Below are 26,023 nucleotides of genomic sequence, written 5' to 3'. Positions count from 1 at the left end.
TTATTTTCCGCTGTCGCCGTAGTTTGACAACACCCTTGCCGACGGGTCGTCAACCTTACAGCCCTCCCACTCTTTATTGGGCATCCAGAAATCTTTAACCATTTCCGCCTGACCTTCATAATATTCCTCGAAAAGTTCGCGGTACAAAAGCGACTCTTTTGTAAACGGCTTTGCAAAAGTGTATCTTTCGCGAAGCTTTGCATATTCGGTGTCGGTATACATATCGTTTGCGTATTCTTTCAAATCGTCTACCATAGAATGACCTACCGCGTCCGAAAACGCCGCCTTTTCACGCATCAGAATGTCATACGGCAGATAGTCGCCCTCAAAAGCGTGACGGAGAAGATATTTTCCTTTGTTATAAGTATTCATCTTAATTTCGGGTTTTATGCTCATAACATACGACGCAAAATCAAGGTCGCCGAACGGAACGCGCGCCTCAAGCGAGTTTACCGAAATACATCTGTCCGCACGCAGAACGTCATACATATAAAGTTCGGACACCCTTTTTTCCGCCTCTTTCTGAAATTCCTCGGGCGACGGTGCAAAATCGGTGTATTTGTAGCCGAAAAGCTCGTCCGAAATTTCACCTGTCAAAAGCACGCGCAAATCGGTGTTTTCGTGAATGTATTTGCACACAAGATACATACCGATTGACGCTCTTATTGTGGTGATGTCGTATGTTCCCAAAAGTTTTACAACCTCGGGAAGTGCCTTTATAACGTCATCACGCGAAATGATAACCTCGGTATGCTCCGCACCGATGTAGTCCGCAACCTCTTTTGCGTATTTTAAGTCAATCGCGTCTTTGTCCATACCGATTGCAAAGGTTTTAATCGGTTTATCAGAAAGCGACGCCGCAACCGAACATACCAGCGACGAATCAAGACCGCCCGAAAGCAAAAATCCAACCGGTGCGTCCGCGTCAAGACGTTTTTTAATACCGCTTATAAGTTTTTCTCTTATCTTTTTGCACGCGGTTTCAACGTCATCATCCGAAAATTTGTCAACCTTTGAAATGTCGCGGTAGCACACAAATTTTCCGTCCTTATAATAATATCCCGGCGGAAACGGAATAACCTTTTTGCAAAGCTTTACAAGGTTTTTCGCCTCAGACGCAAATATGATTTTGCCGTTTTCGGTGTATCCGTAGAAAAGCGGTCTTATGCCGAACGGATCACGCGCGGCAACAACGCTTTTGTCTTTTTCGTCGTAAATGATGAGAGCAAATTCCGCATCCAGCATTTTAAACATATCGGTGCCGTATTCTTTATACAACGGAAGAAGAATTTCGCAGTCCGAGTCGCTTTTGAATTTATAGCCCTTTTTAATAAGCTCCTCTTTGAGCGGACGGAACAAATATATTTCGCCGTTGCATACAAGATGTGCGTTATCAAAATTAAAAGGCTGCATACCCTCTTTTGTCAGTCCCATAATTGCAAGACGGTGAAAACCGAGTCTTGCGCCGTTGTAATTTTCTACTTTTGACATATCGGGACCTCGTGATTTTGTTCTTTCAAACCCGTTTATAAAATCCTTCTCGGAAATTTTTTCGTCAAAGCAGCCCATAACAGAACACATAGCTAAATCCTCCTTGAATGTATTAAAGCACATTTTAACGGCTTGCCGTTTATGCCGAGACAAGCCGAACGTAACGGTTCGGCTTATCATAATTTATTATTTTTTCTCTGCTTTTTGCCTTATCTTACACCGAACAAAAGCTCGCCGTAGGAAGGATAAGGCCAATCTTTCTTGGAGGAAATAGCCTCTGCACTGTCAACGCTTATGCGGAGCGCCGCCATATCGGGAAGGATTTTATCCTTGCAGTACATTGCGTATTCGGGTGCGGAGGTGATGTCTTTTGCCGCACTCAAATCCTCCTCCAGTTTCAAAACGTGTTTGTAAGCTTCTTTTGTCATATCGCCGAGCTTTTTAACCGTTTCTTTTTCATATGTCAAATCAACATCGGCAACAAACTCTTTCTTTTCGAGCGCCGATTTTGAAAGTTTCTTTGCAAATTCGCTCATTGCGGGGAGAATGTCTTTTCTCGCCATATCAAGCATTGTAAGCGCCTCAATGTTGATAATCTTGCCGTAACTTTCGTTAAGCACTTCATAACGTGCGGTAAGCTCCGCCTTGCTGTAAACCTTGTGGCTCTCAAAAAGCCTGATGTTCTTTTCGTCAAGCAAATGTGCGAGCGCCTCGGGTGTGGTTTTAAGGTTCAAAAGTCCGCGCGACTCTGCCTCTTTAACCCACTTGTCGTCGTAGCCGTCGCCGTTGAAGATGATGCGTTTGTGCGCCTTGATTGTATCTTTGATAAGGTCGTGGAGCGCTTTTTCAAAATCGTCCCTGCCCTCAAGATAATCTGCAAATTCTTTGAGCGTTTCTGCAACCGCAGTGTTCAAAACCGTGTTTGCGCACGATATTGACGACGCAGAACCGAGCATACGGAACTCAAATTTGTTACCCGTAAATGCAAACGGGCTTGTTCTGTTTCTGTCGGTGGTATCTTTCGGGAATTTCGGGAGCGTGTGAACGCCTATTCGCATAATCTCTTTTTCTTTCGAGTCATAAGCTGTGTCGTTTACGATTGCGTCGAGGATTTCCGAAAGGTCGGTGCCGAGGAACATTGAAACAATCGCCGGGGGCGCCTCGTTTGCACCGAGACGGTGGTCGTTGCCTGCGCTTGCAACCGAAATTCTCAAAAGGTCCTGATATTCGTCAACCGATTTGATAACCGCCGCAAGGAAGAGCAGGAACTGCGCATTTTCGTAAGGCGTTGCACCGGGTTCCAAAAGGTTTGCACCCGTGTCGGTGGAAATCGACCAGTTGTTGTGTTTTCCGCTTCCGTTTACACCGGCGAACGGTTTTTCGTGGAGCAGGCAAACCATATCGTGTTTCTTTGCGACTTTCTGCATAATTTCCATCGTAAGCTGGTTGTGGTCAGCCGCAATATTGGAGGTTGTGAAAATCGGTGCAAGCTCGTGCTGTGCCGGCGCAACCTCGTTATGCTCTGTTTTTGCCAAAATTCCGAGTTTCCAAAGCTCGGTGTTAAGCTCTTTCATAAACTCCGCAACTCTCGGTTTGATTGCGCCGAAGTAGTGGTCGTCAAGCTCCTGTCCTTTCGGGGGACGTGCGCCGAAGAGCGTTCTGCCTGTGTAAATCAAATCTTTTCTCTGGTCGTAAAGCGCCTTGTCAACAAGGAAATATTCCTGTTCGGGTCCTACCGTTGTTTTAACCGATTTAACGTCCTCGTTGCCGAAAAGTTTAAGAACTCTCAAAGCCTGTTTGTTAATTGCCTCCATAGAACGAAGGAGCGCTGTTTTCTGGTCGAGCGCCTCACCGCCGTATGAGCAGAAAACTGTGGGTATGCACAAGATATTGTCTTTAATAAATGCATAAGATGTAGCGTCCCACGCGGTGTAGCCTCTCGCCTCAAAGGTTGCGCGGAGTCCGCCCGACGGGAAAGACGATGCGTCAGGCTCGCCCTGAATAAGCTCTTTTCCCGAAAATTCCATAATAACCTTGCCGTTATCTCTGGGTGAAATAAAACTGTCGTGTTTCTCGGCTGTAACACCCGTCATAGGCTGGAACCAATGCGTGAAATGTGTTGCGCCCTTTTCAACCGCCCAGTCCTTCATCGCGTTTGCAACAACCGTTGCAACCGACAAATCAAGATGTTTTCCGTTTTTAATGGTATTTCTGAGCGCTTTGTATGTTTCCTTGGGTAAACGTGCCTGCATAACCGCGTCATCAAATACCATTGAGCCAAATTCGCTTGAAACTGTGTTCATAATATCTACCCCTTTTCTTAATAAAAAAAGCGGCAAGGGTATTAAGGATAAACTCCTTAAGTGACTTCCTTGTCGCTTTAAATTCCTATGTAAAAACAAAAAATGCCACAGACATTTTTTCCCTGTCTGCGGCGTCCTTGTCGCTTTATGGGTAAAGTATAGCACCGAAAACGAAATATGTCAAGTGTTAATTTAATTTTTTTGACGTTTTGTGCAAATTGAATTATTGACAACAAATTCGCGGTGTGATATACTGTTAAAATCAAACAAAGGCTAAATTTTTTGCTTTTCAAAGGAGCTGAAAATCTTATGTATACCTATTCTTATGAAGATGTTTTGGAGTTTATAAACGACGAGGACGTTAAGTTTATACGTCTTGCGTTCTGCGACATTTTCGGAAATCAGAAAAACATTTCCATTATGCCCGACTCGTTAAAACGCGCGTTTGAGGACGGCATTTCGTTTGACGCGTCCGCGGTTCTCGGCTTTAACTGCGGAATAAAGTCCGACCTTTTGCTTTTTCCCATTCCGTCGACAATAAATATTTTGCCGTGGCGTCCGTCACAGGGCAAGGTTGTGCGTATGTTCTGCGATATTAAATATCCCGACGGCACACCGTTTGAAAACGATTCGCGCCACATACTCAAAAAGGCAGCGGAATACGCAAAGAGTAAGGGAATTACCGTGAATTTCGGCTCGGAATTTGAGTTTTATCTTTTCAAAACCGACGACGACGGCGAACCCACGGGAATACCGTTCGACACCGCCGGATATATGGACGTTGCGCCCGAGGACAAGGGCGAGAATATAAGACGCGAAATCTGCCTTACACTTCTTGAAATGGGAATTTTGCCCGAAAGCTCGCACCACGAGGAGGGTCCCGGTCAGAACGAAATCGACTTCCGTTACAGCGACGCAATGTCGGCTGCGGACAACGCAATGAATTTTATCACCGTTGTAAAAGCCGCGGCGGCGCACAACGGACTTTATGCGTCGTTTATGCCCAAGCCCATAAAGGGAAAAAGCGGAAACGGTATGCACATAAACATTTCGGTAAAATGCACCGACGGCAAAGACAGAAACGCGCCGTTTATGGCAGGAATTATGGAGCATATCAGCGAAATTACAATGTTTTTAAACCCGTGCGAAACATCGTATGAGCGTTTCGGCGAATTAAAAGCGCCCAAATACATCACGTGGTCGCACGAAAACCGCTCACAGCTTATAAGAATACCTGCCGCAAAAGGCGATTTTGAGCGTATTGAGCTTCGTTCGCCCGACCCGATGGCAAATCCGTATCTTGCATATGCGCTCATAATTTACGCCGGAATTGACGGTATAGACAACAATATGCAGCCGCCGTATCCGGCAAATATAAACCTTTATCAAGCCGACGCCGACGCGCTTAAAAATTACAGAACCCTTCCGCAAAACTTTGCCGAGGCTTATGCCGAGGCGAAAAACAGCGCCTTTGTGGCAAAATATCTGCCCGAGGGCTTTGCGGATTTATTCGCACAGTCGCACATTAAATAATTCTTTTCGGAGGGGCGAATATGAAACCTGAAAAAGAAAAATTAAGGGTTGTTGTTGCGTCGGGCGCGGACAAAGCGTTTGAATATATAGCAAATCTTCTTCCCGTCAGCGAATTTATGCCTGCCGTGCGCGCGAAAAGCGCCGGCGAGGCAAAGCGTATGCTTGCGGATAACGGTGCGGATATTCTTATCATCAACACACCGCTCCCCGACGATTTCGGCATAATGCTCGCGCTTGATATGTCCGAAACGAATATGGGAATTTTGCTTATGGTGAAAAACGACGTTTTTTCACAGGTTGCCTACAAAGTGGAGGACAACGGCGTGTTCACGCTGTCAAAACCGCTTTCGGCGCATTATTTTTACAGTGCGTTAAAGCTTGTGTCTGCATACAACAAAAAGCTTAGAAAAATAGAGGAAAAAACCAAGTCGCTGAAAGAAAAAATGGCGGATATACGCGTTGTCAACCGCGCAAAATGGTTACTTATGGAAAAGCTCAATTTAAGTGAAAAAGACGCGCATTATTACATAGAAAAACAGGCAATGGATTTGAGAATTCCGCGCCGTGAGGTGGCGGGAAATATTATAAGAACGTATGAAACGTAAAAACGGGACGATGCGGGCATCGTCCCGTTTTTTATTGTCCGTCACCTACGGACATATTCATCTTAAATTTTATTTCTCAAAACAAACGCGGATTTTAAAATTGCCGAAACGGATTTTCCGTCGCATATTTCGCCGTTCATAACCATTTTCACCGCATCGTCAAACTTAACCTTGATAACGTCAAGATATTCGTCCTCGTCAAGATGCTGACCGAACTTTTTAAGACCCGTCGCAAGATACGCATAAATCGTTTCGCTGCAAAATCCGGGCGACGAATAGAATTTTCCCAGACTCTCAAAATTTTCGGCGGTCATTCCGGCCTCCTCCAACAGCTCGCGTTTACCGCATTCAAGCGGGTCTTCACCGTATTCAAGCTTGCCTGCCGGAAGCTCGGTCACAACCTCGTCATACGGCTTGCGGTACTGCTTTACAAGATAAATATTATCGCCGTCGTATGCCACAACGCACACACCGCCGGGGTGGCGCACCAGCTCGCGCGAAGCTTTTTTGCCGTCGGGGAGCACCACCGTGTCAACGCTGACATCTATAATTCTGCCTTTAAAAATATGGGTTGTTTCAATCGTTTTTTCTTTAACTATCACGAAATCAGCCGTCCTTTCTTGATAGAATGTAATTTGCGGACACAACGCACAAAATTCCGAATATCACGCCGAACAAAAGGAACAGAATAATAATTTTGGACACATTGCGCGGACTTTCGGGAACCTGCGGTTTATCTGCCAAATCAGTTTTATTTTTGTTGAAATACACTACATAATCGTCCGCACGGCGGTTGATTTCAAACTTTTCTCCGCCGCTGCCGATTGCATAAACCAAGTTGTTGGAATATTCGTATTCGGTGCGCTCACCGCCCGAATGTATGTAATATCCGAGCGCCAAAAGCTCATTTATGCAGTCGTAATTCTTAATTTCCTCGGGCACTTTCACCTTTGCGCCTGCCGAAACATTGTCCACCATAAACGCGTCGGAGTTTATATGATACGCACCGCCCGAATAATCGAGCGCAACGATTATATTATCCCCCATTTGCGGATTGTTATAATTGTCCGCATGCTCGACGCAGTAGCCGTATTTAAACTTTGTAACGGTGATTGTGTCGGGAATGTTCACGTTTTCTTTCTGGCGGATTGCAAACCCCTTTGTAAGCTCAAACGTGTTGTCCGAAATATTTGTAACCGTCGCAAGAATGACAAACTGCGCGTCGGTGCCGATGATGGAATCGACCGCGTTTTTTGCACTGCAAACATTAAAGGATGTCAAAATAATTAAAGCGGTAAAGAGTGATATTATTTTTTTTGCCATAGCCCCCACCCTCAAAAATTTATTTTATTTCGGTAACCGTGCCGGTCGTTTCGATGTATCTGCTTGAGAACACAACCGACGAAAATACGCCGATTTGATACGTTCCGTCAAGAAAATATCCCGTGTCGTTAGCCGTTCCGCTTCCCTTCACCGTGATGTAAACGTCATACCTTTCGGGAATTTCAACTTCGCCTGTAAGCGTTCCGTCCGCCTTGTTGACAACCTCTTTTGCCGGCTCAACTCTTTTGTCGATAATTTTGCCTATTTTCTTTTTTGTGGTCTTTTCGGTAAGACTGTCGCCGATATTAAGCGCGTCCGCAGATATATCGCGGATTGCCTTAATCTTCATAACATAGGTTATTTCGTCGCCTGCCGAGCCGACGTTTTTGTGTGCGGAAAAGCCGAATTTAAAGCAAACGGCGGCAACCGACACAACAATTATCAAAACCGCTAAAAGGTCGATAATGTTAATTTTTCCGAATATTTTGCCTTTTTCATCAATTATCATTTTCAATCCGCCCCCTTATTTACCGTCGTTTACCGAAATGATGTAGCCGTGTCCGACATAGTTTTTCGACTTCATATGAAGCTGTTTTCCGATTTTGATTTCCTGTGTCGCAAAAAGGATTTCGTCGTCGGTATATGTTGTCGGCACGCCCGAAATTGTAAGATACACGTCCTTGCGGTTTTCAAACGACGACTGCACAAATCTGCCGTTTTCGGCATCCTCGCGCGTTTCAACGTTGTCTTTTATCTCAACTTTTTTAACGCTTCCGAGATAACCGCCCTTAACGCCGTCGGTGATTTTGTCACCCTCTTTGAAAACGTCAAGATACTCGTCGGAAAGCGATTTTAATTCCACAACGTACGAAACCTCGGGCACGTTATATGCCTTTTTTGAATTCGCGGTAAAATATTTCACTGCAAAAACCGCGCATACAACGGCAATCAAAATGATAAGTATATCAATTATGCTCAATTTTTTCTTCATTTTCGTTTCTCCTTCTGCAAAATAACCTCGTCATAAACGCTCTCTATGCGCCGTGTCACCTTATCGGCGGTAAATTCGCTTTCAAAAATGCGCCGGCTCCCCTCGCAAAGACGCTTGTAAAGTTCTTTATCGTCCATTGCAAGCTTAATTTTTTCATAAAGCGATTTATAATCCTTGCTCGGCACCAAAAATCCGTTTTCGTTATCCCTGATAACACCCGGATTTCCGCCGAAATCGCTGACAACCGCCGGGATGCCGAGGCTCATTCCCTCCAGCAGCGAAAGGCTGGTCGCCTCCGTACCGAACGAAAAGTTGAGGTTTAAATCGGTGATGTTGTTAAGCGCTTCAACGTCCTTGACAAACCCAGCCATAATAACATTGTTTTCGAGGTTCAGCGCCGAGATTTCATTTTTGATTTCGTCCTCATATTCACCCGTGCCTGCGATTATAAGCTTAAAGTTTTCGCCGTCGTCCGCAAGCATTTTCACGGCTTTCAAGATGTATTTATGACCTTTCACATAGGTGAGCCGTGCCGCGATTGACAGCACAAATTCGTCATTTATTCCGTAGTTTGACTTAATTTTTGCAATCGTTTCGGCATCATACCGTTTAAGAGAATCCACGCCGTTTTTTATGACGGTAATCTTCTTTTCGGAAACTCCCGTTTTTGTGAGATTATCCTTTGCCGCCTCGGCTACCGCGATAATTTTATCCGCAAAAAAATTATTCACCGCACCGTTTATAAACTTTCCTATGCCGTGCGAAATCTTTTTCGGCGGTTCAAAAACGCTGTGACGCGTGTAGATGATTTTTGCGCCCGATATTTTTGCCGCAATGCGCGCGCTCATTACTGCGTGCGCGTGAACAATGTCGGGTTTAATCTTTGCAAACGCTTTTTTGAGCGCCTTTATTCCGTTTATATCAAGCGATTTATCGCTTATTCCCTCAACCTCAATATATTTTCCGCCAAGCGCTTCTATTTCGGGTATAAGCAGACTTTTCGGCGGAACAATCACCGTAAGATCGTATTTTTTTCGGTCGTAATGCTTTAAAAATGTGAGAATACATTTTCCCGCACCGCCGATATTCGCGTCGGAGGTGACGTTTACAACTTTAATCATTCGCCTCCCCCTTTCGCAAAATCAAAACCGAACATTCCAAAAGGGCAAGAAACATAAAAAACATCATAACAATTCGGTTGTTATACCAAACGTTGTCGAACACGCCCTGCACAAGATAGCCTGCCAAGCCTGCCGTAAGCGCGGTACAGCACGCTTTTGCATAGCTTTTTTTTGCGCCCGTTATTGCCGAAATTGAGTCTTTGAAAAGCACAATCAGCAGTGCAAGGAACACCAAAATCCCCAAAATTCCGTTTTCAGCAAGAATTTGCAGATACAAATTGTGCGAATGAGGCGCGACAATCGACGCATACGCATAATGCGGATAAATCATATTAAACGCCTCTGTGCCGGGGCCGATACCGCAGAACCAGTAGTCTTTGAGCATCTTTATTGTACCGAACCAAATGTAAACGCGGTAGGATGTCGAGGTGTCCGAAACGTCACCGATTGAAAGAAATCGGTTTACAATGCTTTGAGGCATAAAGAGCGGTGACAAGAGCACAAGCATTATGCCGAGCCATATGAATTTTCTGTCGTAAAACGACACGAAAATCACCGCCGCCGCGATAAGTCCGAGCCAGTTTCCGCGCGAATACGTGAAAATCATACAAAGTCCCAAAAGTCCGAGAGGCAAAAGGTTTACAACGCGGTTGCCGATTTTCGGTGCGTTCCACACAAACGCGCACACGGCAGGTATCATCAAAAGAAGATATTCGCCCAAAACATTCGGGTTACCGAACGTCGAAACAACCCTTGTTTGTATATCTGTAAACATTTCGGTGTCCGTCCACGTTGTGCCTTCGGCAAAGCCGAAAATGTGCTGATAAATGCCGTAGAGCGCGACCAGAACCGCCGAAACGGTCATAATCGAAAACATAAGATACAGGCTTTTTTTGTTTTTCACCGTGTTTGTGATGATAAAATATCCCATCATAAAAACGGAGTAAACCATAAATATTTTCATACTGCTGTTTCGTGCGAACGACGTGACCGACGAAATGAACATTACAAGTGCGAAAAGCAGAATAAACACGTCAAGATTTGTTTTTGTAAATTTGAAATTTTCGTCGTACGCAAGCTTTAAAAGCATTGACAAAAACGTGAGGAGCATAAGTCCCGCAACCGCCATTGTCGGCAGAAACGGGAAAAGTCCGGCTATGATGTATATGCCCGTTTTAAAGTTTATCAAAACCGCACTGACACCGCAAAATGCTATAACCGCCGCAAAAACGTACAACGGCGGAACATATGCCGTCACCGCACCGCACAGCGCGCCCAAACCTAAAAAAACCGCACCGCAAAAACGCGTTGTTTTAACCGTTTTTGCGCTCTGTTCAAGGTCAATGCCGAAATAGAGCATTATTTTTTTAATAAGTACGCTGTTTTTGAACATCGCCGAAAGCGATATGTTGAGCAAAATCAAAACTGCCGAGAAAATCGCCGCCGCAAGCGCGATTATTCCGCCCGAACCTCCGCTTATAACCAGCACCGCCTCGTAAACAACCGAAAAAGCGAGCAAAAATAAGCCGTAGGTGCGCAGAGAAATGTCGAAAACGTTATCGTAAAGCCACAAAATCCCGTTAAGAACCGCGGATTTTTTCAAAATTTTCACCGCGCCTCTGATAATCTTTGCAAAAAAGTTACATATCGCCAGGAAAAACCTTGCGATTGCACTGTTTGACACCGCATTGCTTAAATTCGGCGCTTTTGTGAAAAATCTTACAAAAAAACTTTTTTGCGCGTCTTTTTTGAAAATATTCGCAAAAAAATCTTCGATTTTCTTTAAAATACTGCCTTTAAAGCAGGCGGAAAACCTATTGAAAAAATTTATTAAAAATGTTAAAACCAAGCTTTTTTCCAAATTTTACGCCTCCTTTAAAAATTTTCTCATAACTGTTTTTAGTATTCCGAAAAATTCTTCGGATTTTAATATAACGCACATTACAACATAAACAACCGCACCCGACACCGCAGGCACAAAAAGCTGTAAATACTTATTTGCAAACGGCAGTGCGTTTTTTACAAAAATGACAACCGCGCACATAACAACCGCGGAAATAATGCTTTTTACCGCCGACGCAAAAAGGTCTTTGGTAAAAATATTTTTAACGCGTCTGCTCAAAAGGATGAGGAGTCCGAAACCGATAATATTCGCCGCAACCGACGCCGCAAATGCGAGTCCCTCAAGCCCCGTTTTAACGAAAACCACCGCAGAAACCGACAGCGCAATGTTTACGCATATGCCTGCAACCGACGCGCGCATAGGAGTTTTGCCGTCCTGGAGCGCGTAAAACGATTTGTTCATCACCTCATTTATGCCGAACCCGACCATTCCGATTGAGTAGAAAAACAGTGCCGTTGAAGTAAGGCGCGTTGACGACGCGTCAAACGCACCGCGCTCGTAAAACACGCTGATAATGGGCGTTGACAACAGCATAAACCCTGCCATAACCGGCGCAATGATGAAAATTACGTATTTAACCGATTTTCGCACCGTTTCGGCAAATGATTCCATATCGTGCGCCGCCGCATAGCGCGAAAGCGACGGAAATGTGAGGTTGGTTATGGTATACGTAAACACGCCCACGAGAATTATATAAAGCTTATTTGCGTAGTCCAGCGCAGGCACCGCCGCACCGCCGCTTAAGCCCGACGCGAGGTTTATATTTATCATTGTGTTAATCGGCTGAACCCACGCGCTGACTATAATCGGGAGCGCCAAAAGGCACACGCGCTTTATGTTTTCGTCGCCGAACGGATTTTTAATTTTAAGCCTATATTTCATTTTAACAAGCGGAGGAATTTGAATGACAATCTGCAAAATCCAGCCGATAAGCATAGACACCGCAATGCCCCAAACGCCGAATTTGTCACCGAAAATGATAATATACAAAATTAAAAACGCGTTTGAAACAAGCGAAATAAGCGCAGGAATTACAAATTCTCCGTCCGACTGCAAAATGCCGACAAGGCAATATGCAACGCCCGTTATGAAAATCGCGGGGAACAGTATTTTGACAAGTCCCGATGCAAGGCTTAATTTTTCGCCGTCAAGACCGCCTGCGATTATGCGCACAACCGTGCCCGAAAACGCGATGCCGACCGTCACCATAACGAGGGTGACGATTGACACGAGCGTAATGAATTTGTTTGAAAAATCCTGTGCTTTTTCTCTTTCGCCCTTTTGCAGAAATTCGTTGTAAATCGGAATAAATGCCGCCGTTACGGCAGTTCCGAGCGCAATATCGAAAAACAAAAGGGGTATTCTTGATGCGGTGGAAAACGCAATGGCGTTGACGCTTTCGGTGCCGTAAAGGTATGCGATTAAAATATCGCGGAGCATACCGAAAAACTTGGACAAAAGCATTGCCGCCGATACGATTATCGCCGTAACCGCCGCATTTTTTGTTTTCTTTTGGGAAAATTTCATATTATTTATCTCTCAAATATTCCTTGAAAAGCTCCTCTAAAATTTCATCTCTTTCAAGTTTTGAAATAAGGCTTCTGGCATTGTTGTAGCTTGTGATGTAGGTGGGGTCGCCCGACATAATGTAGCCGACAAGCTGGCTTATCGGATTGTAGCCTTTTATTTTCAGAGCCTCATACACCGTTGAAAGTGTTTCCTTAATAAGCGCCTGCTTATCAACACTGCCGTTGAACACCATAGTTTCGTTAAATTCCATAATCCTTACCTCCTTAAAAATTTTGAATTTTTACAAAGCCTTTTTTCGGTTTATCTAAGCTGTGCGCCTGTCTTTTCGGCAATCTGTTTTATCGTCTTATCAAAAACAGCCGAAATTTCGTCATCGGTAAGAGTTCTGTCGTCCGCACGGTAGATAACCGAAAATGCAAGGCTCTTTTTGCCTTTTTCAATCTGCTCACCCTTGTAAACGTCGAAAAGCTTAACGTCCTCAAGAATTTTACCCGAGCATTTTTTAATGATTTTTTCAATCTCGCCAACCGTTACCGCGTCGTCTGCGATAAGCGCCATATCCCTTGTAACCGCCGGGAATTTCGGGAGTGCTTTATACTGAATGTTATTGTTTGACATCTCGTTTAATTCTCTTATGTCGAGTACCGCGATATACGCTTTTGCGCCGACCGAGTAGTTTTTAAGCACCGTCGGGTGAAGCTCACCGATTATACCGATTTTCTTTCCTTGGCACATAATGTTTGCGCATCTGCCGGGGTGGAAAGTGGTGTTTTCGGTTTCCGCCTCAAATTCGTAATTTTTAATATTGAGCGCGTCGAGAATACTTTCCGCACTGCCTTTCATATCGTAAAAATCGTAGTTTCCGTACATTCCGAGGCAGATTTCCTTGCGCTCGTCGGGAAGTTTTTCGCCGTTAACGGGAAGGTAAACCTTTGCGATTTCAAAGAATTTTCCCTGCGGTGTACGCTGATTGTAGTTGTACGAAATTGTGTCCATCATCGACGGAATAAGCGTTGTGCGCATAATGGAGCAGTCTTTGCCGAGCGGATTTGTGATAACAACCGCGTTGCGCAAGTTTTCGTCGTTCGTGTTGATTTTGTCGAATATATCGGGCGAAACAAACGAGAAAGTCATTGTTTCGTAGTGACCCTGTGCGATTGCCGCCTCCTCGATTTTGTTGACAAGTTTCTGCTCTTTTGTTTTCATACCCTGGGTTGTTTCACCGCGCAAAGGCGACGATTTGATTTTGTCATAGCCGTAAATTCTTGCCACTTCCTCGGCAATATCCGCCTCGCCCTCAACGTCCGCGCGGAACGTGGGGACGGTAACCTTATCTCCGTCCACTTTAAACTCAAAAGCGGTGAGAGTTTTAATCATTTCTTCTTTTGAAATGTCCGTTCCGAGAAAAGCGTTGATGTAATCGGGTCTGAACGGCAGAATATGCGGAGTTTTGTCCGAATTGTCAACGTCGATTATTCCCGACACAACCTCGCCGGCGCCGAGCATTTCAACAAGTTCGCACGCACGGTTTATTGCACCGATAACGTTTTCGGGGTCAAGACCTTTTTCGTAGCGCGACGACGCCTCGGTGCGGAGTCCGAGTTTTTTTGCGGTAAGACGTACGTTTGCGCCGTTAAAGCAAGCCGACTCAAACAAAAGCGTCTTTGTGGTATCCTCGATTTCGCTGTTAAGACCGCCCATAACACCGGCAACCGCAACGGGTTTGTCCGCGTCGCAGATAACCAGCATAGTGTCATCAAGCTTTCTTTCCTGTTCGTCGAGAGTGGTCATAATTTCGCCGTTTTCCGCTTTTCTGACGATAATTTTGTGTCCTGCAACATTGTCCAAATCAAAAGCGTGCATAGGCTGACCGTATTCCAAAAGAACGTAGTTTGTGATGTCTACGATATTGTTAATGCTTCTTATTCCGCTCAATTTAAGTCTGTCCGCAAGCCATTTGGGGCTTGGCGCAATTTTAACATTTTTGACAACGCGCGCCGCATAACGCATACAGTCTTTTGTGTCGAGAACGGTAACAGACGCATAGTCTTCAACTTTGTCGTTTGTTTCGTGAACCTCGGGAACGCCGATTTTAAGCGGTTTGTCAAAGGTTACCGCCGCCTCGCGCGCTATTCCGAGAACGCTGAAGCAATCGGCTCTGTTAGGCGTAATTTCAAACTCCACAACGTCCTCGTCAAGACCGAAAATTTCTTTAACGTCCATACCGAGCGGATATTCTCTGTCGAAAATTAAAATTCCGTCCTCAATCGCATATGGCGCGTCCTCCAAAGTGAGGTTAAGCTCGCCGATTGAGCAGAGCATACCGCACGACTCAACACCGCGGAGTTTGCCTTTCTTAATTACAATTCCGCCCGGGAGATGCGAACCGTGGAGCGCAACGGGAACAAAGTCGCCCTCGCTCACATTTTTTGCGCCGGTGACAATCTGCAAAACCTCGTTTTCCACATCGACCGAGCAGATAACAAGCTTATCCGCGTCGGGGTGTTTCACAATTTTCAAAATTTTGCCCACAACAACATTTTGAATTTCTTCGCCCGCGTTTTCAACGCCCTCAACCTTTGAACCCGACATTGTCATTGCGTGCGCAAATTCTTCGGACGTAATGCCGTTTATATCAACATAATCATTAAGCCAACTTATTGGAAATTTCATATTCTGCTACCTCCGTTAAAACTGTTTCAAAAATCTTAAATCGTTCTCGTACAAAAGACGCATATCGTCAATGTTATACGAACGCATAACGATACGCTCAAGACCGATACCGAAAGCAAAACCGCTGTAAATTTCGGGGTCAATTCCGCACTCTTTCAAAACTTTCGGGTGCACCATACCTGCGCCGAGAACTTCTATAAATCCCTCTTTTTTGCATACACGGCAACCTTTTCCTCCGCATACAAAGCACGAAACGTCAACCTCTGCGCTCGGCTCGGTAAACGGGAAATGGTGCGGACGCAGACGGATTTTAACGTCGTCGCCGTAAAGCTTTTTCATAAACAGTTCCAAAGTTCCTTTAAGGTCGCCCATTGTGATGCCCTTGTCAACAACAAGACCCTCAAGCTGGTGGAAAACGGGCGAATGTGTAGCGTCAACCGCGTCGCTTCTGAACACTCTGCCGGGGGATATAACCCTTATCGGCGGTTTGGTTTTTTCCATAACGCGCACCTGAACGGAGGAGGTCTGCGTTCTCAAAACCACATCGTCGTTGATGTAAAACGTATCCTGCGTGTCGCGCGAAGGGTGGTTTTTGGGAATGTTGAGCGCCTCGAAATTGTAGTAATCAAGCTCAACTTCGGGACCCTCGGCAATAGAAAATCCCATTCCCATAAAAATATCTTCAAGCTGTTTTCTTACTATTGTAAGAGGATGAGCGCCGCCGATGTCGCTTTTTCTGCCGGGCATCGTAACGTCGATAACCTCTTTTTTAAGCTTTTCCTGCAAAACTTTTTCCTGCATTGCCGCTTTTTTCTCGGCAAGACCTTTTTCAATGTACGCTCTGATTTCGTTTGCAAGCGCGCCGACTTCTTTTCTTTCGTCAGCCGCAACCGATCCGAGCCCTTTCAAAACGCCCGTGATTTCTCCTTTTTTTCCGAGATATTTCACTCTGAAGCTTTCAAGCTCCTCCATTTTGTCAGAATTTTCCAACGCTTTGAGGGCTTCCGCTTTGATTTTTTCAAGTAGCTGTTTCACCTTTTTAACTCCTTCCGAGGTTGTTTATGTAAACCTAATTTTATACAAAATTTATCCCGATTTATACAAATTTTATCCTTACATTGTATCATATTTTTTTCGGTTTTGCAATATTTTTTAAAACGCGCCGAACAAAAATTCGTTCATAGCCGTTAAAAATTCGCTTTTTTCGTATTTTTTCAAAATATCACGCGCCGAATTTCTGTGATAAATAAGCTTTTCGATGGCTTTTTCCTTACCGAGAAGATTTATAAAGTTCGGCGTTTTTTCCTCTTCCTCTTTCAGCTTGTCCTCCTCCTCGTCCTCAAAATCGTCCCTTATCTGAAACGCCGTGCCGAGGTGGTACGCGTAATTTTTGATATTTTCAATATCTTCGCCGTCCGCGTTTGCAATGCGCGCGCCCGCAAGCGCCGCCGCGGATATAAGCGCGGTTGTTTTGTATTCGATAAGATTTTCGACGTCGGGGAGCGTAATGTCTTTTTTGCTCATCAAATCAATGTCAATAAGCTGACCTTTTATCATACCGAAAATTCCGGCGCGGTGCGCAATTTCCGCCGCCGCTTTTTTCTCGCCGTCACCGCCGTTTAAAATGCTTTTAAGCATAACCTCATACGCAAGGTTTAAAAGCGAGTCGCCGCAAAGCACGCCCTTTGCCTCGCCGAATTTTTTGTGACAGCTAAGCTGACCCCTTCTGTAATCGTCGTCGTCCATACAGGGCAAATCGTCGTGAACAAGCGAATATGCCTGAATAAACTCAATCGCGGCTGCAAATTCGAGCGCGGTTTTTTCATTTCCGCCGAGCATTCTTGCAACCTCAAGCGTGAGTATTCCCCTCACCCTTTTTCCGCCGTTCAACACACTGTAAACAGGCGCCTCGGTGACAAAACTTTCAAGATTTCTGCACTCATTTGCAAAAAAACTTTCAATATGCTCATTTATAAGCGTAAGACGTTTTTTGTATTCGTCGTTGAAATTCATATTTTTTACCGTTTAAGCGTCGTTCTGAACAAAATCAGTTTCGCTTACCTCTCCGTCGTTATTTTTCACCAAAAGCTTAATTTTCTGCTCGGCGTCGTCAAGCATTTTTATGCACTCGCCGGTAAGCTTTACGCCGTCCTCAAAAAGCGCAACGCACTCATCAAGCGCCGCGTTTCCGTCCTCAAGCTTTTTCACAATTTCGTCAAGCCTTGTGATGTTATCTTCAAATTTATTCATATCATTTCTCCCTCTTTTACGGATTTCACTTCGCAGTTTGCGGTTCCGTCCGCAAATGTAACATCTATTAAATCGCCGTTTTTAAGGCTTTTTGCGTCTTTGACGATTTTTCCGTCCGCGCCTTTCACCGACGCAAAACCGCGTTTTAAAACCGACGCCGGATTGAGCGCCTCAAGCTTTGAAAGATATTTCAAAAGCTCGGTTTTGCTTTTTTCCACCTTTTTGGCATACAAATCGGCCAGCGATTTTGAAAGCATATCGAGATAAAGCCGTTTGTCGTCGAAAATAATTCGGTAATCGGCAAAAACGCGCGATTTTCGTATTCTTTCAAGCTGTTGTGCCTTTAGTTTGTATAAATTTGTAAGGCACACCGCAAGCTTGCTTTTCTGCATAATAAGGCTTTGGCGCACGTCGGTCTGCGACGGTGCGGAAAGCTCTGCTCCTGCCGACGGCGTAGGCGCGCGCAAATCGGCGGCAAAATCCGCGATTGTAAAGTCTGTTTCGTGTCCTACTGCCGAGATAACGGGAATTTCGGAATTGTATATCGCGTATGCAACTTCTTCTTCGTTAAACGCCCACAAATCTTCAATCGAACCGCCTCCGCGGCCCACAATGAGCACGTCCGCCTTTTTTTCGCGGTTGAAAAACTCAATTCCCTCGGCGATGGTTTTCGCCGCGCCGATACCCTGCACCAGCGCCGGGTAAATGTAAATATCCGCGAGCGCATAGCGCCTTTTTAAAACGTTTAAAATATCGCGCACCGCCGCGCCCGTAGGCGAGGTTATAACGCCGATTTTCGCGGGATATTTCGGTATCGGCTTTTTGTGCGATTCGTCAAAAAGCCCCTCTTTCGCAAGCTTTTCTTTAAGCTGTTCATACGCAAGATAAAGCTCGCCCACGCCGTCGGGCATCATACTTTCAATGTAAAGCTGATACTGCCCGTCGCGCTCAAAAACCGCCACGCGTCCGCACGCGATAACCTTCATACCGTTTGACGCGTTAAACTTAAGACCCGACGCCGCCGAGCGGAACATTACCGCCCTTAAAACTCCTCCCTCGTCTTTTAACGTGAGATAAAGGTGTCCCGACGAATGGCGCTTGAAATTTGAAATTTCACCTTTTATATAAAGACGCTGAAAATTTTGGTTGCTGTCAAAACAGCGTTTTATGTAATTGTTAAGCTGACTAACAGTGATTACCGCCATTTTTTAAGCCTCTTTCAGTTTTTTTACCGACTCCAAAACGCCGTTGACAAACCTCGGCGCGTCGTCGTCGCAGTATATTTTCGCAAGTTCGATAGCCTCGTTCATAGCCACCTGAACGGGAATATCGTCGTTAAACTCCATTTCGTAAACCGCAAGGCGAAGTATTGCCGCGGTGGTTTTGGGCAAACGTCCGACCGTCCAGCCGATAAGCTTGGAATTTATTTTGTCGTCTATGATTTCAAGCTTGTCAAAAACGCCCGAAACGGTGGATTTGATATATTTTAAATCGTTTTCGGTAAGATTTTCTTTTTCAATTCCGTCAAACGTATTCATAACCGTTTCAAAATCGTTTTTGTAAAACGGTGCTTCAAAAACAAGCTTGAAGGCGTTATCTCTCGCCGTTTTTCTGCTCATTGGTTTTCCTCCAGTGCAACTAAAAATTCACATAATTATACATAATAAATATTATACAACAAATTTTCAAAAAAATAAAGCATTATTTCATATTTTATGAAAATTTGTTAAAAAAATAAACTCCGCACAAATTCTTATTATGCGAAGTTTATTTGAATTTTTAGTTTTCTTCGGTTGTTTCGGCAGTTGTTTCAGCGTCCGTTTCGCTTTTTTCCTCTTTGATTTCTTCCTTTTCTTCCTCTTTAACCTCAATGCCCACAACGTGAATATTCACCTTGCGCACCGAAAGTCCCGTCATAGACTCAACGTTTTTCTTAACGTTTTCCTGAAGCTCCCACGAAACGGCAGGAATTTTTGCGCCGTATTCAACCACAACGCTTATATCCACCGTAACCTCGCCGTTTTCGGTGACAACCTTAACGCCCTTTCCGGCAGGCGCTTTTTTGGAAAGAATTTGCTTAATTTCGCCTGCAAACGACGAACCCGTGCCGATTATGCCGTCAACCTCATTTGCGGCAATCTGCGCGATCGTTGCTATAACCTCGTCCGATATTTTAACATTTCCCGAATTTTCGTTAACTTCATATGTTTTGTCCATAGTTTTATCCCGTCCTTTCATTACATTAAAAACATAAGTTTTAATATTTTTTTCATTTGTTTTTTATATTATACTACACTTTTTACGGAACTTCAACTATTTTTACATTATTTGTGCTTACAAATTGTTCAACCGCGTCGTTAAGCTGTGCTGTCTGGGGAGCGGTGAGCGACTCGGCGCGCACTGCAACGCTTACCTGGTCGCCGCTTACAGACACCAAAACGTCCGAAAATCCTTTCGATTTTATTACGTTTTCAATGTTAACCTCGTTTTCGATATTGTCGGAAATCGCAAAAATTTTGTTTTCCGCCTCCTGCCTTGCCTCCGCCGACACGTTCGCGTTGTCGATTGTGCTTTTCAAAAGCTCAATGCTCTCGCTCCGCGCGGTTTCGCGGTTCATTCTCGCCGACGTGAAATAATCGGCGCTTTTTGCGTCCGCGCTCACGGGCTGTGCCTCGCCTGCGTTTTGCTGTTCGTTTTCAATATCCTTTACCGTTTCGACATATTCGTTAAGCGTGCTTTGCGTACCGTCCGATTTGTCGTAAACAAAATTAAGATAACCCGCAACTCCCACCAAAACGACCAGCGCACCCAGCGCGACCGCTTTTTTCTGACAAATGAGCAGTTTCGTCATTTTCTTTTTTTCAACGTTTTTCATACAAATTCTCCTTTATTTTAAATTTTATTTCTCTCTCGGCATAACCTCAACCTTGTGAATGGGAACGTCCAAAACGGCGCATACGGCTTTTTTTAAATTTGCCGAAACATCGGCGTTTTCTGCGCCGTCCGCAACAATCAAAACTCCCCTCACCTTCGGATTTACCTCGGCTTTCACAAACGGCGACGACGCGTTTCCGTCCTTTTGCATAACCGTCACTCTCTCGCCCGAGCTTTCGTTTTTTGAGCCGTCGGACGAAGATTTCGACGTTTTTGTGTCTGCAACCGTCACTTTTTCGGACGTGGATTCGTATGTAATCATCACCTCTGTTTTGCCTGCGCCCGAAATTTTGCCGAGCATCGCCGAAAGCCGTTTTTCCGCATTGTCGGCGCAAACTGTCGTTGTTTCGTTTGCCTTTTTATCGTTTTTCGGCTTTTCGGACGCAAAAAGCGACTTTGAGCAAACAAGCATCAGCACTCCTATAAGTAATATTATAAAAAGCGTGTTTTTATTCTTTTTAAACGAAAAGTTTTTAATAAAAGGCATAATATCCATTTTAATACCCCGTTTTTTCATTTTTCGCACATTGCAAGCCGTATTTCTGCGATATGTAACCGCTTATCTTGTCAAAATTCCCATCACCGCACGAAATATAAATTTTTGTGCATTTTCCGCCGTCGTAATCCGCCGAAATTCCGCAGTTTTCCGAAAACTTTTCTTTTATGTCGTCTTGTATAACCGCGCATATTTTCCGTTCAAACTCATCTTTTATGATTTTTTCGGTGTCAAATACCGCGGTTTCCTCCGCGTCGGGTGTTCCGCCGTAAAACGCATATTTTTCATACAGCGCGTCAAAGTCGGAAAATTTCAGCGCAGGATATGCAAGCGTTACCAAAATCACAAGTCCCAGCGCGGTTTTGACGTATTTTCCGAACGTCCCCGACGGCATAACCGCCTCGGTGAGAACGCTTAAAATCAAAACTCCTGCAACGCTTAAAACATAAGCTTTTATCTGTTCCGTTTATCCCACCCCCATCGCAAATTCCGCAAGATACGCTATTGAAAGCGAAAACACCACCGCAACGCACACAAGGAGCGAAAATAAAAGCGAAATTCCGTTTGCCGCCTCGTTCACCGCGTTTGAAATGCGTTTGTCGGCGAGCGGTTCAATTATCGCCGCGGCAAGCTTGTATAAAAAAATCAGCGCGCCGAATTTAAGCACGGGATAGGCGCACAAAAGCGCAACCGTGACAATACCGGCAACACCGAGCGCACTGCGCAAAACCGACGCCGACGCGTAAACCGTGTCGATGGTGCTTGACAAAACGTTTCCCACAACGGGAACGAAATTCTGCGCCGCGTATTTTGCCGCGCGCACGCTTAACGTATCAGCACTCTGCGCGCTCATTCCCGAAAGAGTCAAAAGCGTCACAAACACCGTCATCAGCGCGGTAAGCGACCTTGTAACAATAAGGCGCAAAAGGCTCACAAGCTTTGTTATCTGCATTTTGCCCGACAGGTTGTTTATCACCGACAAAATGAAAATCATAAACGAAAACGGAATGAAAAAATCTTTCACTGCGATTGAAATAAGCGAAATAAAATACAAAATCACCGGCTTTGACGCGGCGGATTTCAGCACCGAACCGCTCGCAATCATCATTCCTATGTACGTCGGCGTCGCCGCCTGCAAAAATGCGCTTTGCGCCTCCACTGTCTGCCGTGCGCTTTCAAGGCAGTTGTAAACGCACACCGTCAAAATTCCCGAATACATTGTGTAAAACGCGAAAAATGCCGTTTCAGCGGTTGATTTTGCATTGAACGAGCTTTGAAGATTTGAAATTATTCCGCCAACCAGTGCAAGGGCAATCAAAACAACAAGCATATGCGCGTTTTCCATAACCGCACCGAAAATAATTTTCATTGCTTTGCCGACGATTTTTTTCGGCTGAAAAACGTTTCCGTTTAAAATTTCCTTTGTAAATTCGGCAAAATCAAATCCTCCGTACACCTTGTCGGTGTTTTCGTTCCTCGCCTTTTCGCCGATAATATCAACCGCATCGGAACCGAAAAATTCATCTGAAACGGAATCTGCAAAACAGCTTTGCGAAAGCGAAAAAACGCATAAAACAGCAAGGCACGAAATCAAAAATTTCACAAATAATTTCATTGGTTTTTTCACATTTTTTCCTCCGTCTACAAAAAATTTGCAAGAAGGTCGATAAGCGACGTTATAATCGGCATTGAAAGGTATACGATAATGAGTTTTCCGCCCGTTTCCACCTTCGACGCTACCGCGCCCTCGCCCGCGTCCTTGCAAATGCCCGACGCAAACTCGCAGATGTACGCAACGCAGATTATTTTGAAAATCACTTCAACCGCCGTGCCGTTTATGTTAAACCGCGCCATAATATCGCCCACTGTGCCGACCGCCGATTTGAGGTATACGAAAATATATCCGAAAATCACAATACCCGTAAGGATTGACAAGGCAACGGCAAAATCCTTGCGGAACGGCTTTATTGCAGTGATAAGAAGCACGCCGACAACCGCCGCGGCACTTATTTTAACCGCCTCCATAGCCTAAAGCCCGAATACGGATTTTACCGTTTCAAAAAGCATACTTATCTGCCGAACGATTATGAGCAGAACGAAAATCAGCCCGGCAAGGGTTGTCATCATCGCCTGTTCCTCGCGCCCCGAGCGGATAAGCACCTGATTTAACACCGACACAAGTATGCCGATTGCAGCAATTTGAAAAATTAAATCCACACTCATTTTGACCTCCGTTTTCTTCGCCTAAAAAAACATTATCACAAGCAAAATTCCAAAGTAAAATCCCAAACTTTTATAAAGGCGCGCGTTTTTGTTTTTGTCGCTCACCGCCTCGTCAAGACGCATATTTAATGCTCTTTCCGCCTGCAAAATCAGCGCGCTCTGCCCGTCGGTGTCGCTCTTTCCGAGCGAACGCGCAAGAAAATGAAGCCCGTCGCCGTCGCCTTTTTTAAGCGGAAAATATTCGTTTATTTTATCTGTTTCCGCGTCAAATATTTCGGATAACGGCATATCTTTGTTTTGCACAAATTTTTCCGCAACCTCGCGGTAAAACGCGCCCGTTTCGCCGTTTGAATTCCCAAGCTTTTGCAAAACCTCAAAAATCGGCGTTTTAAGGTGCGTTATTTCGTTTTTTATAAATTCCAAATCCGATATGAAACATCTTAAAATTTTCTCTCTTTTTTCAAAATCCGCCGCTTTTAAAAATCCCAAAAAGGTGCTTGAAAAAAGCACCAGCGCGCACGATAGAAATTTAAGCATATTTATCACCCGTTTGTATAATTTTCTGTATTTGCCCGACGTTTTCGCGCGAAAGGAGCGCTGCACAGCCGAAAATTTTTAAAAATTTTTCCGCGTCCGAAAAACTTGCGCCGTGCTTTGCCGCAACAACCGAAACACCCGACATTACAGCGTTTTTCACCGCAAAAAAATCCGCGTCACTGCCTATTTCGTCAACGATTATCACCTCGGGCGCGAGCGAGCGCACCAGCATATTTAATGCGTCACGTTTCGGGCACATATTCATAACGCAGGTGAGCGCACCGACGTTGTTTTTCGCCGTTCCGTTAACCGACGCGGCAATTTCTCCGCGCTCGTCCGCAACCGCGACACGGTATAAAAATCTGTCGGACAAAATCCGCGCAAGGTCGCGTATAACGGTGGTTTTTCCGCTGTGAGGCCCGCCGATTATCAGCGTGCTTTTAATGCCTCCGCCGTCGGTGATATACTCCGCAAGCTTGTCTGCACAGCCGAAAACCTCGCGCTTTATTCTGATATTCAAAAAGGAAATATCCTTAATATATGAAACCTTTCCGCCGTTTAAAACCGCACTTCCGCAAATTCCGACGCGGTACCCTCCGTCAAGCGTAATAAAGCCGTTTTTTATCTCGTCTGCAACCGCGTAAACCGAGCCGTTTGTCATAAGCTCAAGCGTTTTTTCAATATCACGCCCGTCCGCAATAAACGCACCGCACGGCGAATTTAAAAATTTGCCGTTTTCGCTCACAAACACCGCACCGCGGACAAGCGAAAGCGAAAGAGGCATATTTTTGCCGATACGGATTTCACACACGTTATCAAAATTTTCAATTTTCTTCAAAACCTCTCTTATCCGCGGTGACACAAAAGGCAGAACACCGCGCAAATCATAAGTACAAATCATATTTTCTCCCCCGTTTTTATACAGTATATTCGGCATTTTCACCAATTAGAACCGCGTCAGATGTAAAATACGGACAAAATTAAAACAAAAACTTGACAAGCAAAAAAATTTTATGTAAAATTAAATAGTGTACTTGGAGGAAGGAGGCGCTTTGTATGTCTTATGACGCGCAGTGCGGTTGTGCGGATTTTAACGGAATGTCCGACGAGGAAATTGTTTCCGCGGCAAAGGCAGGAAATGACAGCGCCACCGAATACATAATCGAAAAGTACAAAAATCTTGTTAAATCAAGAGCGAGAACGTATTTTCTTATAGGCGCTGCACAAGAGGATATTGTTCAGGAGGGTATGATTGGTCTTTTTAAAGCGGTAAGAGATTTTAACGGCAGCAAAACTGCGTCGTTTAAGGCGTTTGCCGAGCTTTGCATAACACGGCAGATTATCACCGCCATAAAAACGGCAACACGGCAGAAGCATATTCCGCTTAACTCGTACATTTCGCTTAACAGACCTGTTTTCGACGACGACGCCGAACAGACTTTGCTTGATACAATTTCGGAAAAAAAGGTTTTTGACCCCGAAGAAATAGTGATTACAAAAGAGCATTTTATGTCACTGCGCGAGAAAATGTCAAAAAATTTGAGCAAGCTCGAATGGAATGTTTTATCGCTTTATCTCGACGGCAAAAGCTATGTTGAAATTGCCAAAATAGTGAAAAAAAGCGAAAAGTCGATTGACAATGCGCTTCAGCGTATTAAACGCAAGGTTGCAAAATTTTTGCAGTAGGCGCACTATGTTTTTATGTTTTATTCCATTTCGGAATTAAATATTATTTTTCTAAAGTGAGGTAAAGGAAATGTACGAAGACAAAACACTGGTATGTAAGGATTGCGGAAATGATTTCATTTTCACCGCGGGCGAGCAGGAGTTTTATGCTGAAAAAGGCTTTGAAAACGAGCCGTTAAGATGCCCCGACTGCAGAAAGGCAAGAAAAGAAAGCTTTAAAAACAGCAAAAAAATGTATACGGTAGTTTGTTCAAACTGCGGCGGCGAGGCGGTTGTTCCGTTTGAGCCGAAGGGCGACAGACCTGTTCTTTGCAGCAAATGCTTTGAAGAATCCAAAAACCAATAATTTTTAATAAATATCCGCTCGTTTTCGGGCGGATATTTCATTTTGCACAAAAAGAGAATTGCGCAAAAAAAGAGCATT

29 protein-coding genes are annotated in these 26,023 nt (G+C 44.6%); 4 read left to right on the top strand and 25 right to left on the bottom strand.

Annotated elements, in window-relative coordinates; all coding sequences use genetic code 11:
• Both asnB and H8706_RS04210 read right to left on the bottom strand, forming a co-directional pair.
• Complete coding sequence (gene asnB, locus H8706_RS04215; protein ID WP_262431624.1) at positions 1 to 1,581, bottom strand: asparagine synthase B; 1,581 nt, start codon at positions 1,579 to 1,581, stop codon at positions 1 to 3.
• A gap of 119 nt (positions 1,582 to 1,700) precedes the next feature.
• A complete protein-coding gene (locus tag H8706_RS04210) occupies positions 1,701 to 3,794 on the bottom strand; it encodes a glutamine synthetase III family protein (protein WP_262431623.1) in 2,094 nt (697 codons plus the stop codon).
• 309 nt (positions 3,795 to 4,103) lie between these two features.
• Here H8706_RS04210 and H8706_RS04205 point away from each other — a divergent pair, with 309 nt between their 5' ends.
• Entirely contained in the window at positions 4,104 to 5,327 is a 1,224-nt protein-coding gene (locus H8706_RS04205; RefSeq protein ID WP_178347205.1) for a glutamine synthetase family protein, read from the top strand.
• A gap of 20 nt (positions 5,328 to 5,347) precedes the next feature.
• The gene (locus tag H8706_RS04200) at positions 5,348 to 5,932 is read left to right on the top strand and encodes an ANTAR domain-containing response regulator (RefSeq protein WP_262431622.1); all 585 of its coding nucleotides are present in this window, start codon (positions 5,348 to 5,350) and stop codon (positions 5,930 to 5,932) included.
• 62 nt (positions 5,933 to 5,994) lie between these two features.
• Here H8706_RS04200 and H8706_RS04195 read toward each other — a convergent pair whose 3' ends face one another.
• The 23 genes from H8706_RS04195 to H8706_RS04085 all read right to left on the bottom strand — a co-directional run bounded on the left by H8706_RS04195 (position 5,995) and on the right by H8706_RS04085 (position 24,814).
• Positions 5,995 to 6,534 carry an NUDIX hydrolase gene (locus H8706_RS04195; RefSeq protein ID WP_262431621.1) on the bottom strand — a complete coding sequence of 180 codons (540 nt, stop codon included), beginning with the start codon at positions 6,532 to 6,534 and terminating at the stop codon, positions 5,995 to 5,997.
• 4 nt (positions 6,535 to 6,538) lie between these two features.
• The gene (locus tag H8706_RS04190) at positions 6,539 to 7,255 is read right to left on the bottom strand and encodes a hypothetical protein (RefSeq protein WP_178347202.1); all 717 of its coding nucleotides are present in this window, start codon (positions 7,253 to 7,255) and stop codon (positions 6,539 to 6,541) included.
• A 19-nt stretch (positions 7,256 to 7,274) separates the two neighbouring features.
• Complete coding sequence (locus H8706_RS04185; protein WP_262431620.1) at positions 7,275 to 7,763, bottom strand: DUF4330 domain-containing protein; 489 nt, start codon at positions 7,761 to 7,763, stop codon at positions 7,275 to 7,277.
• 15 nt (positions 7,764 to 7,778) lie between these two features.
• Positions 7,779 to 8,246 carry a DUF4330 domain-containing protein gene (locus H8706_RS04180; protein WP_262431619.1) on the bottom strand — a complete coding sequence of 156 codons (468 nt, stop codon included), beginning with the start codon at positions 8,244 to 8,246 and terminating at the stop codon, positions 7,779 to 7,781.
• Positions 8,243 to 9,367 carry a glycosyltransferase family 4 protein gene (locus H8706_RS04175; RefSeq protein WP_262431618.1) on the bottom strand — a complete coding sequence of 375 codons (1,125 nt, stop codon included), beginning with the start codon at positions 9,365 to 9,367 and terminating at the stop codon, positions 8,243 to 8,245. Before H8706_RS04175 ends, H8706_RS04180 begins: the two co-directional genes overlap by 4 nt.
• Positions 9,360 to 11,228 (bottom strand): O-antigen ligase family protein, encoded by a 1,869-nt coding sequence (locus H8706_RS04170; RefSeq protein ID WP_262431617.1) that lies wholly within the window; start codon positions 11,226 to 11,228, stop codon positions 9,360 to 9,362. The genes H8706_RS04175 and H8706_RS04170 overlap by 8 nt, the downstream gene beginning before the upstream one ends.
• A gap of 3 nt (positions 11,229 to 11,231) precedes the next feature.
• Complete coding sequence (murJ, locus tag H8706_RS04165) at positions 11,232 to 12,797, bottom strand: murein biosynthesis integral membrane protein MurJ (RefSeq protein ID WP_262431616.1); 1,566 nt, start codon at positions 12,795 to 12,797, stop codon at positions 11,232 to 11,234.
• 1 nt (position 12,798) lies between these two features.
• Positions 12,799 to 13,050, bottom strand: a complete 252-nt coding sequence (locus H8706_RS04160) for an IreB family regulatory phosphoprotein (RefSeq protein WP_262431615.1) — start codon at positions 13,048 to 13,050, stop codon at positions 12,799 to 12,801.
• Positions 13,051 to 13,100: 50 nt separating this feature from the next.
• Positions 13,101 to 15,473, bottom strand: a complete 2,373-nt coding sequence (gene pheT / locus H8706_RS04155; protein ID WP_262431614.1) for a phenylalanine--tRNA ligase subunit beta — start codon at positions 15,471 to 15,473, stop codon at positions 13,101 to 13,103.
• A 15-nt stretch (positions 15,474 to 15,488) separates the two neighbouring features.
• Positions 15,489 to 16,508, bottom strand: coding sequence for a phenylalanine--tRNA ligase subunit alpha (gene pheS / locus H8706_RS04150; RefSeq protein WP_178347194.1), 1,020 nt, complete (start codon positions 16,506 to 16,508; stop codon positions 15,489 to 15,491).
• 117 nt (positions 16,509 to 16,625) lie between these two features.
• Positions 16,626 to 17,486, bottom strand: a complete 861-nt coding sequence (locus H8706_RS04145; protein WP_262431613.1) for a polyprenyl synthetase family protein — start codon at positions 17,484 to 17,486, stop codon at positions 16,626 to 16,628.
• 12 nt (positions 17,487 to 17,498) lie between these two features.
• Positions 17,499 to 17,723, bottom strand: a complete 225-nt coding sequence (xseB, locus tag H8706_RS04140; protein WP_178347192.1) for an exodeoxyribonuclease VII small subunit — start codon at positions 17,721 to 17,723, stop codon at positions 17,499 to 17,501.
• On the bottom strand, positions 17,720 to 18,928 hold the full coding sequence (gene xseA, locus H8706_RS04135) for an exodeoxyribonuclease VII large subunit (protein WP_262431612.1): 1,209 nt from the start codon (positions 18,926 to 18,928) through the stop codon (positions 17,720 to 17,722). Before xseA ends, xseB begins: the two co-directional genes overlap by 4 nt.
• A gap of 3 nt (positions 18,929 to 18,931) precedes the next feature.
• Positions 18,932 to 19,342, bottom strand: coding sequence for a transcription antitermination factor NusB (nusB, locus tag H8706_RS04130; protein ID WP_178347190.1), 411 nt, complete (start codon positions 19,340 to 19,342; stop codon positions 18,932 to 18,934).
• A 160-nt stretch (positions 19,343 to 19,502) separates the two neighbouring features.
• Positions 19,503 to 19,940 (bottom strand): Asp23/Gls24 family envelope stress response protein, encoded by a 438-nt coding sequence (locus H8706_RS04125; protein ID WP_262431611.1) that lies wholly within the window; start codon positions 19,938 to 19,940, stop codon positions 19,503 to 19,505.
• A gap of 82 nt (positions 19,941 to 20,022) precedes the next feature.
• On the bottom strand, positions 20,023 to 20,598 hold the full coding sequence (locus H8706_RS04120; RefSeq protein WP_262431610.1) for a SpoIIIAH-like family protein: 576 nt from the start codon (positions 20,596 to 20,598) through the stop codon (positions 20,023 to 20,025).
• Positions 20,599 to 20,622: 24 nt separating this feature from the next.
• Positions 20,623 to 21,153 carry a hypothetical protein gene (locus H8706_RS04115; protein WP_262431609.1) on the bottom strand — a complete coding sequence of 177 codons (531 nt, stop codon included), beginning with the start codon at positions 21,151 to 21,153 and terminating at the stop codon, positions 20,623 to 20,625.
• 1 nt (position 21,154) lies between these two features.
• Positions 21,155 to 21,577, bottom strand: coding sequence for a stage III sporulation protein AF (locus tag H8706_RS04110; RefSeq protein ID WP_178347186.1), 423 nt, complete (start codon positions 21,575 to 21,577; stop codon positions 21,155 to 21,157).
• Between the two features lie 42 nt (positions 21,578 to 21,619).
• Positions 21,620 to 22,780: a stage III sporulation protein AE gene (locus H8706_RS04105; RefSeq protein ID WP_262431608.1), complete on the bottom strand. Its 1,161-nt coding sequence runs from the start codon at positions 22,778 to 22,780 to the stop codon at positions 21,620 to 21,622.
• Positions 22,781 to 22,794: 14 nt separating this feature from the next.
• Entirely contained in the window at positions 22,795 to 23,178 is a 384-nt protein-coding gene (gene spoIIIAD, locus H8706_RS04100) for a stage III sporulation protein AD (RefSeq protein WP_178347184.1), read from the bottom strand.
• Positions 23,179 to 23,181: 3 nt separating this feature from the next.
• A complete protein-coding gene (gene spoIIIAC / locus H8706_RS04095; RefSeq protein ID WP_178347183.1) occupies positions 23,182 to 23,376 on the bottom strand; it encodes a stage III sporulation protein AC in 195 nt (64 codons plus the stop codon).
• 21 nt (positions 23,377 to 23,397) lie between these two features.
• On the bottom strand, positions 23,398 to 23,913 hold the full coding sequence (locus tag H8706_RS04090) for a stage III sporulation protein AB (RefSeq protein ID WP_178347182.1): 516 nt from the start codon (positions 23,911 to 23,913) through the stop codon (positions 23,398 to 23,400).
• On the bottom strand, positions 23,906 to 24,814 hold the full coding sequence (locus H8706_RS04085) for a stage III sporulation protein AA (protein ID WP_262431607.1): 909 nt from the start codon (positions 24,812 to 24,814) through the stop codon (positions 23,906 to 23,908). The genes H8706_RS04090 and H8706_RS04085 overlap by 8 nt, the downstream gene beginning before the upstream one ends.
• A 155-nt stretch (positions 24,815 to 24,969) precedes the next feature.
• Between H8706_RS04085 and sigH the strand changes: the two genes are divergently transcribed.
• Positions 24,970 to 25,599 carry an RNA polymerase sporulation sigma factor SigH gene (sigH, locus tag H8706_RS04080; RefSeq protein ID WP_262431606.1) on the top strand — a complete coding sequence of 210 codons (630 nt, stop codon included), beginning with the start codon at positions 24,970 to 24,972 and terminating at the stop codon, positions 25,597 to 25,599.
• A gap of 70 nt (positions 25,600 to 25,669) precedes the next feature.
• Positions 25,670 to 25,945 (top strand): zinc-ribbon domain containing protein, encoded by a 276-nt coding sequence (locus H8706_RS04075; RefSeq protein ID WP_262431605.1) that lies wholly within the window; start codon positions 25,670 to 25,672, stop codon positions 25,943 to 25,945.
• Positions 25,946 to 26,023 lie beyond the last annotated feature (78 nt).

The organism is Qingrenia yutianensis, from assembly GCF_014385105.1.
In the GTDB taxonomy this organism is placed as follows: domain Bacteria; phylum Bacillota; class Clostridia; order UMGS1810; family UMGS1810; genus Qingrenia; species Qingrenia yutianensis.
The sequence above is the reverse complement of the archived record's forward strand: the minus strand, read 5'-3'. Positions and strand labels throughout refer to the sequence as shown.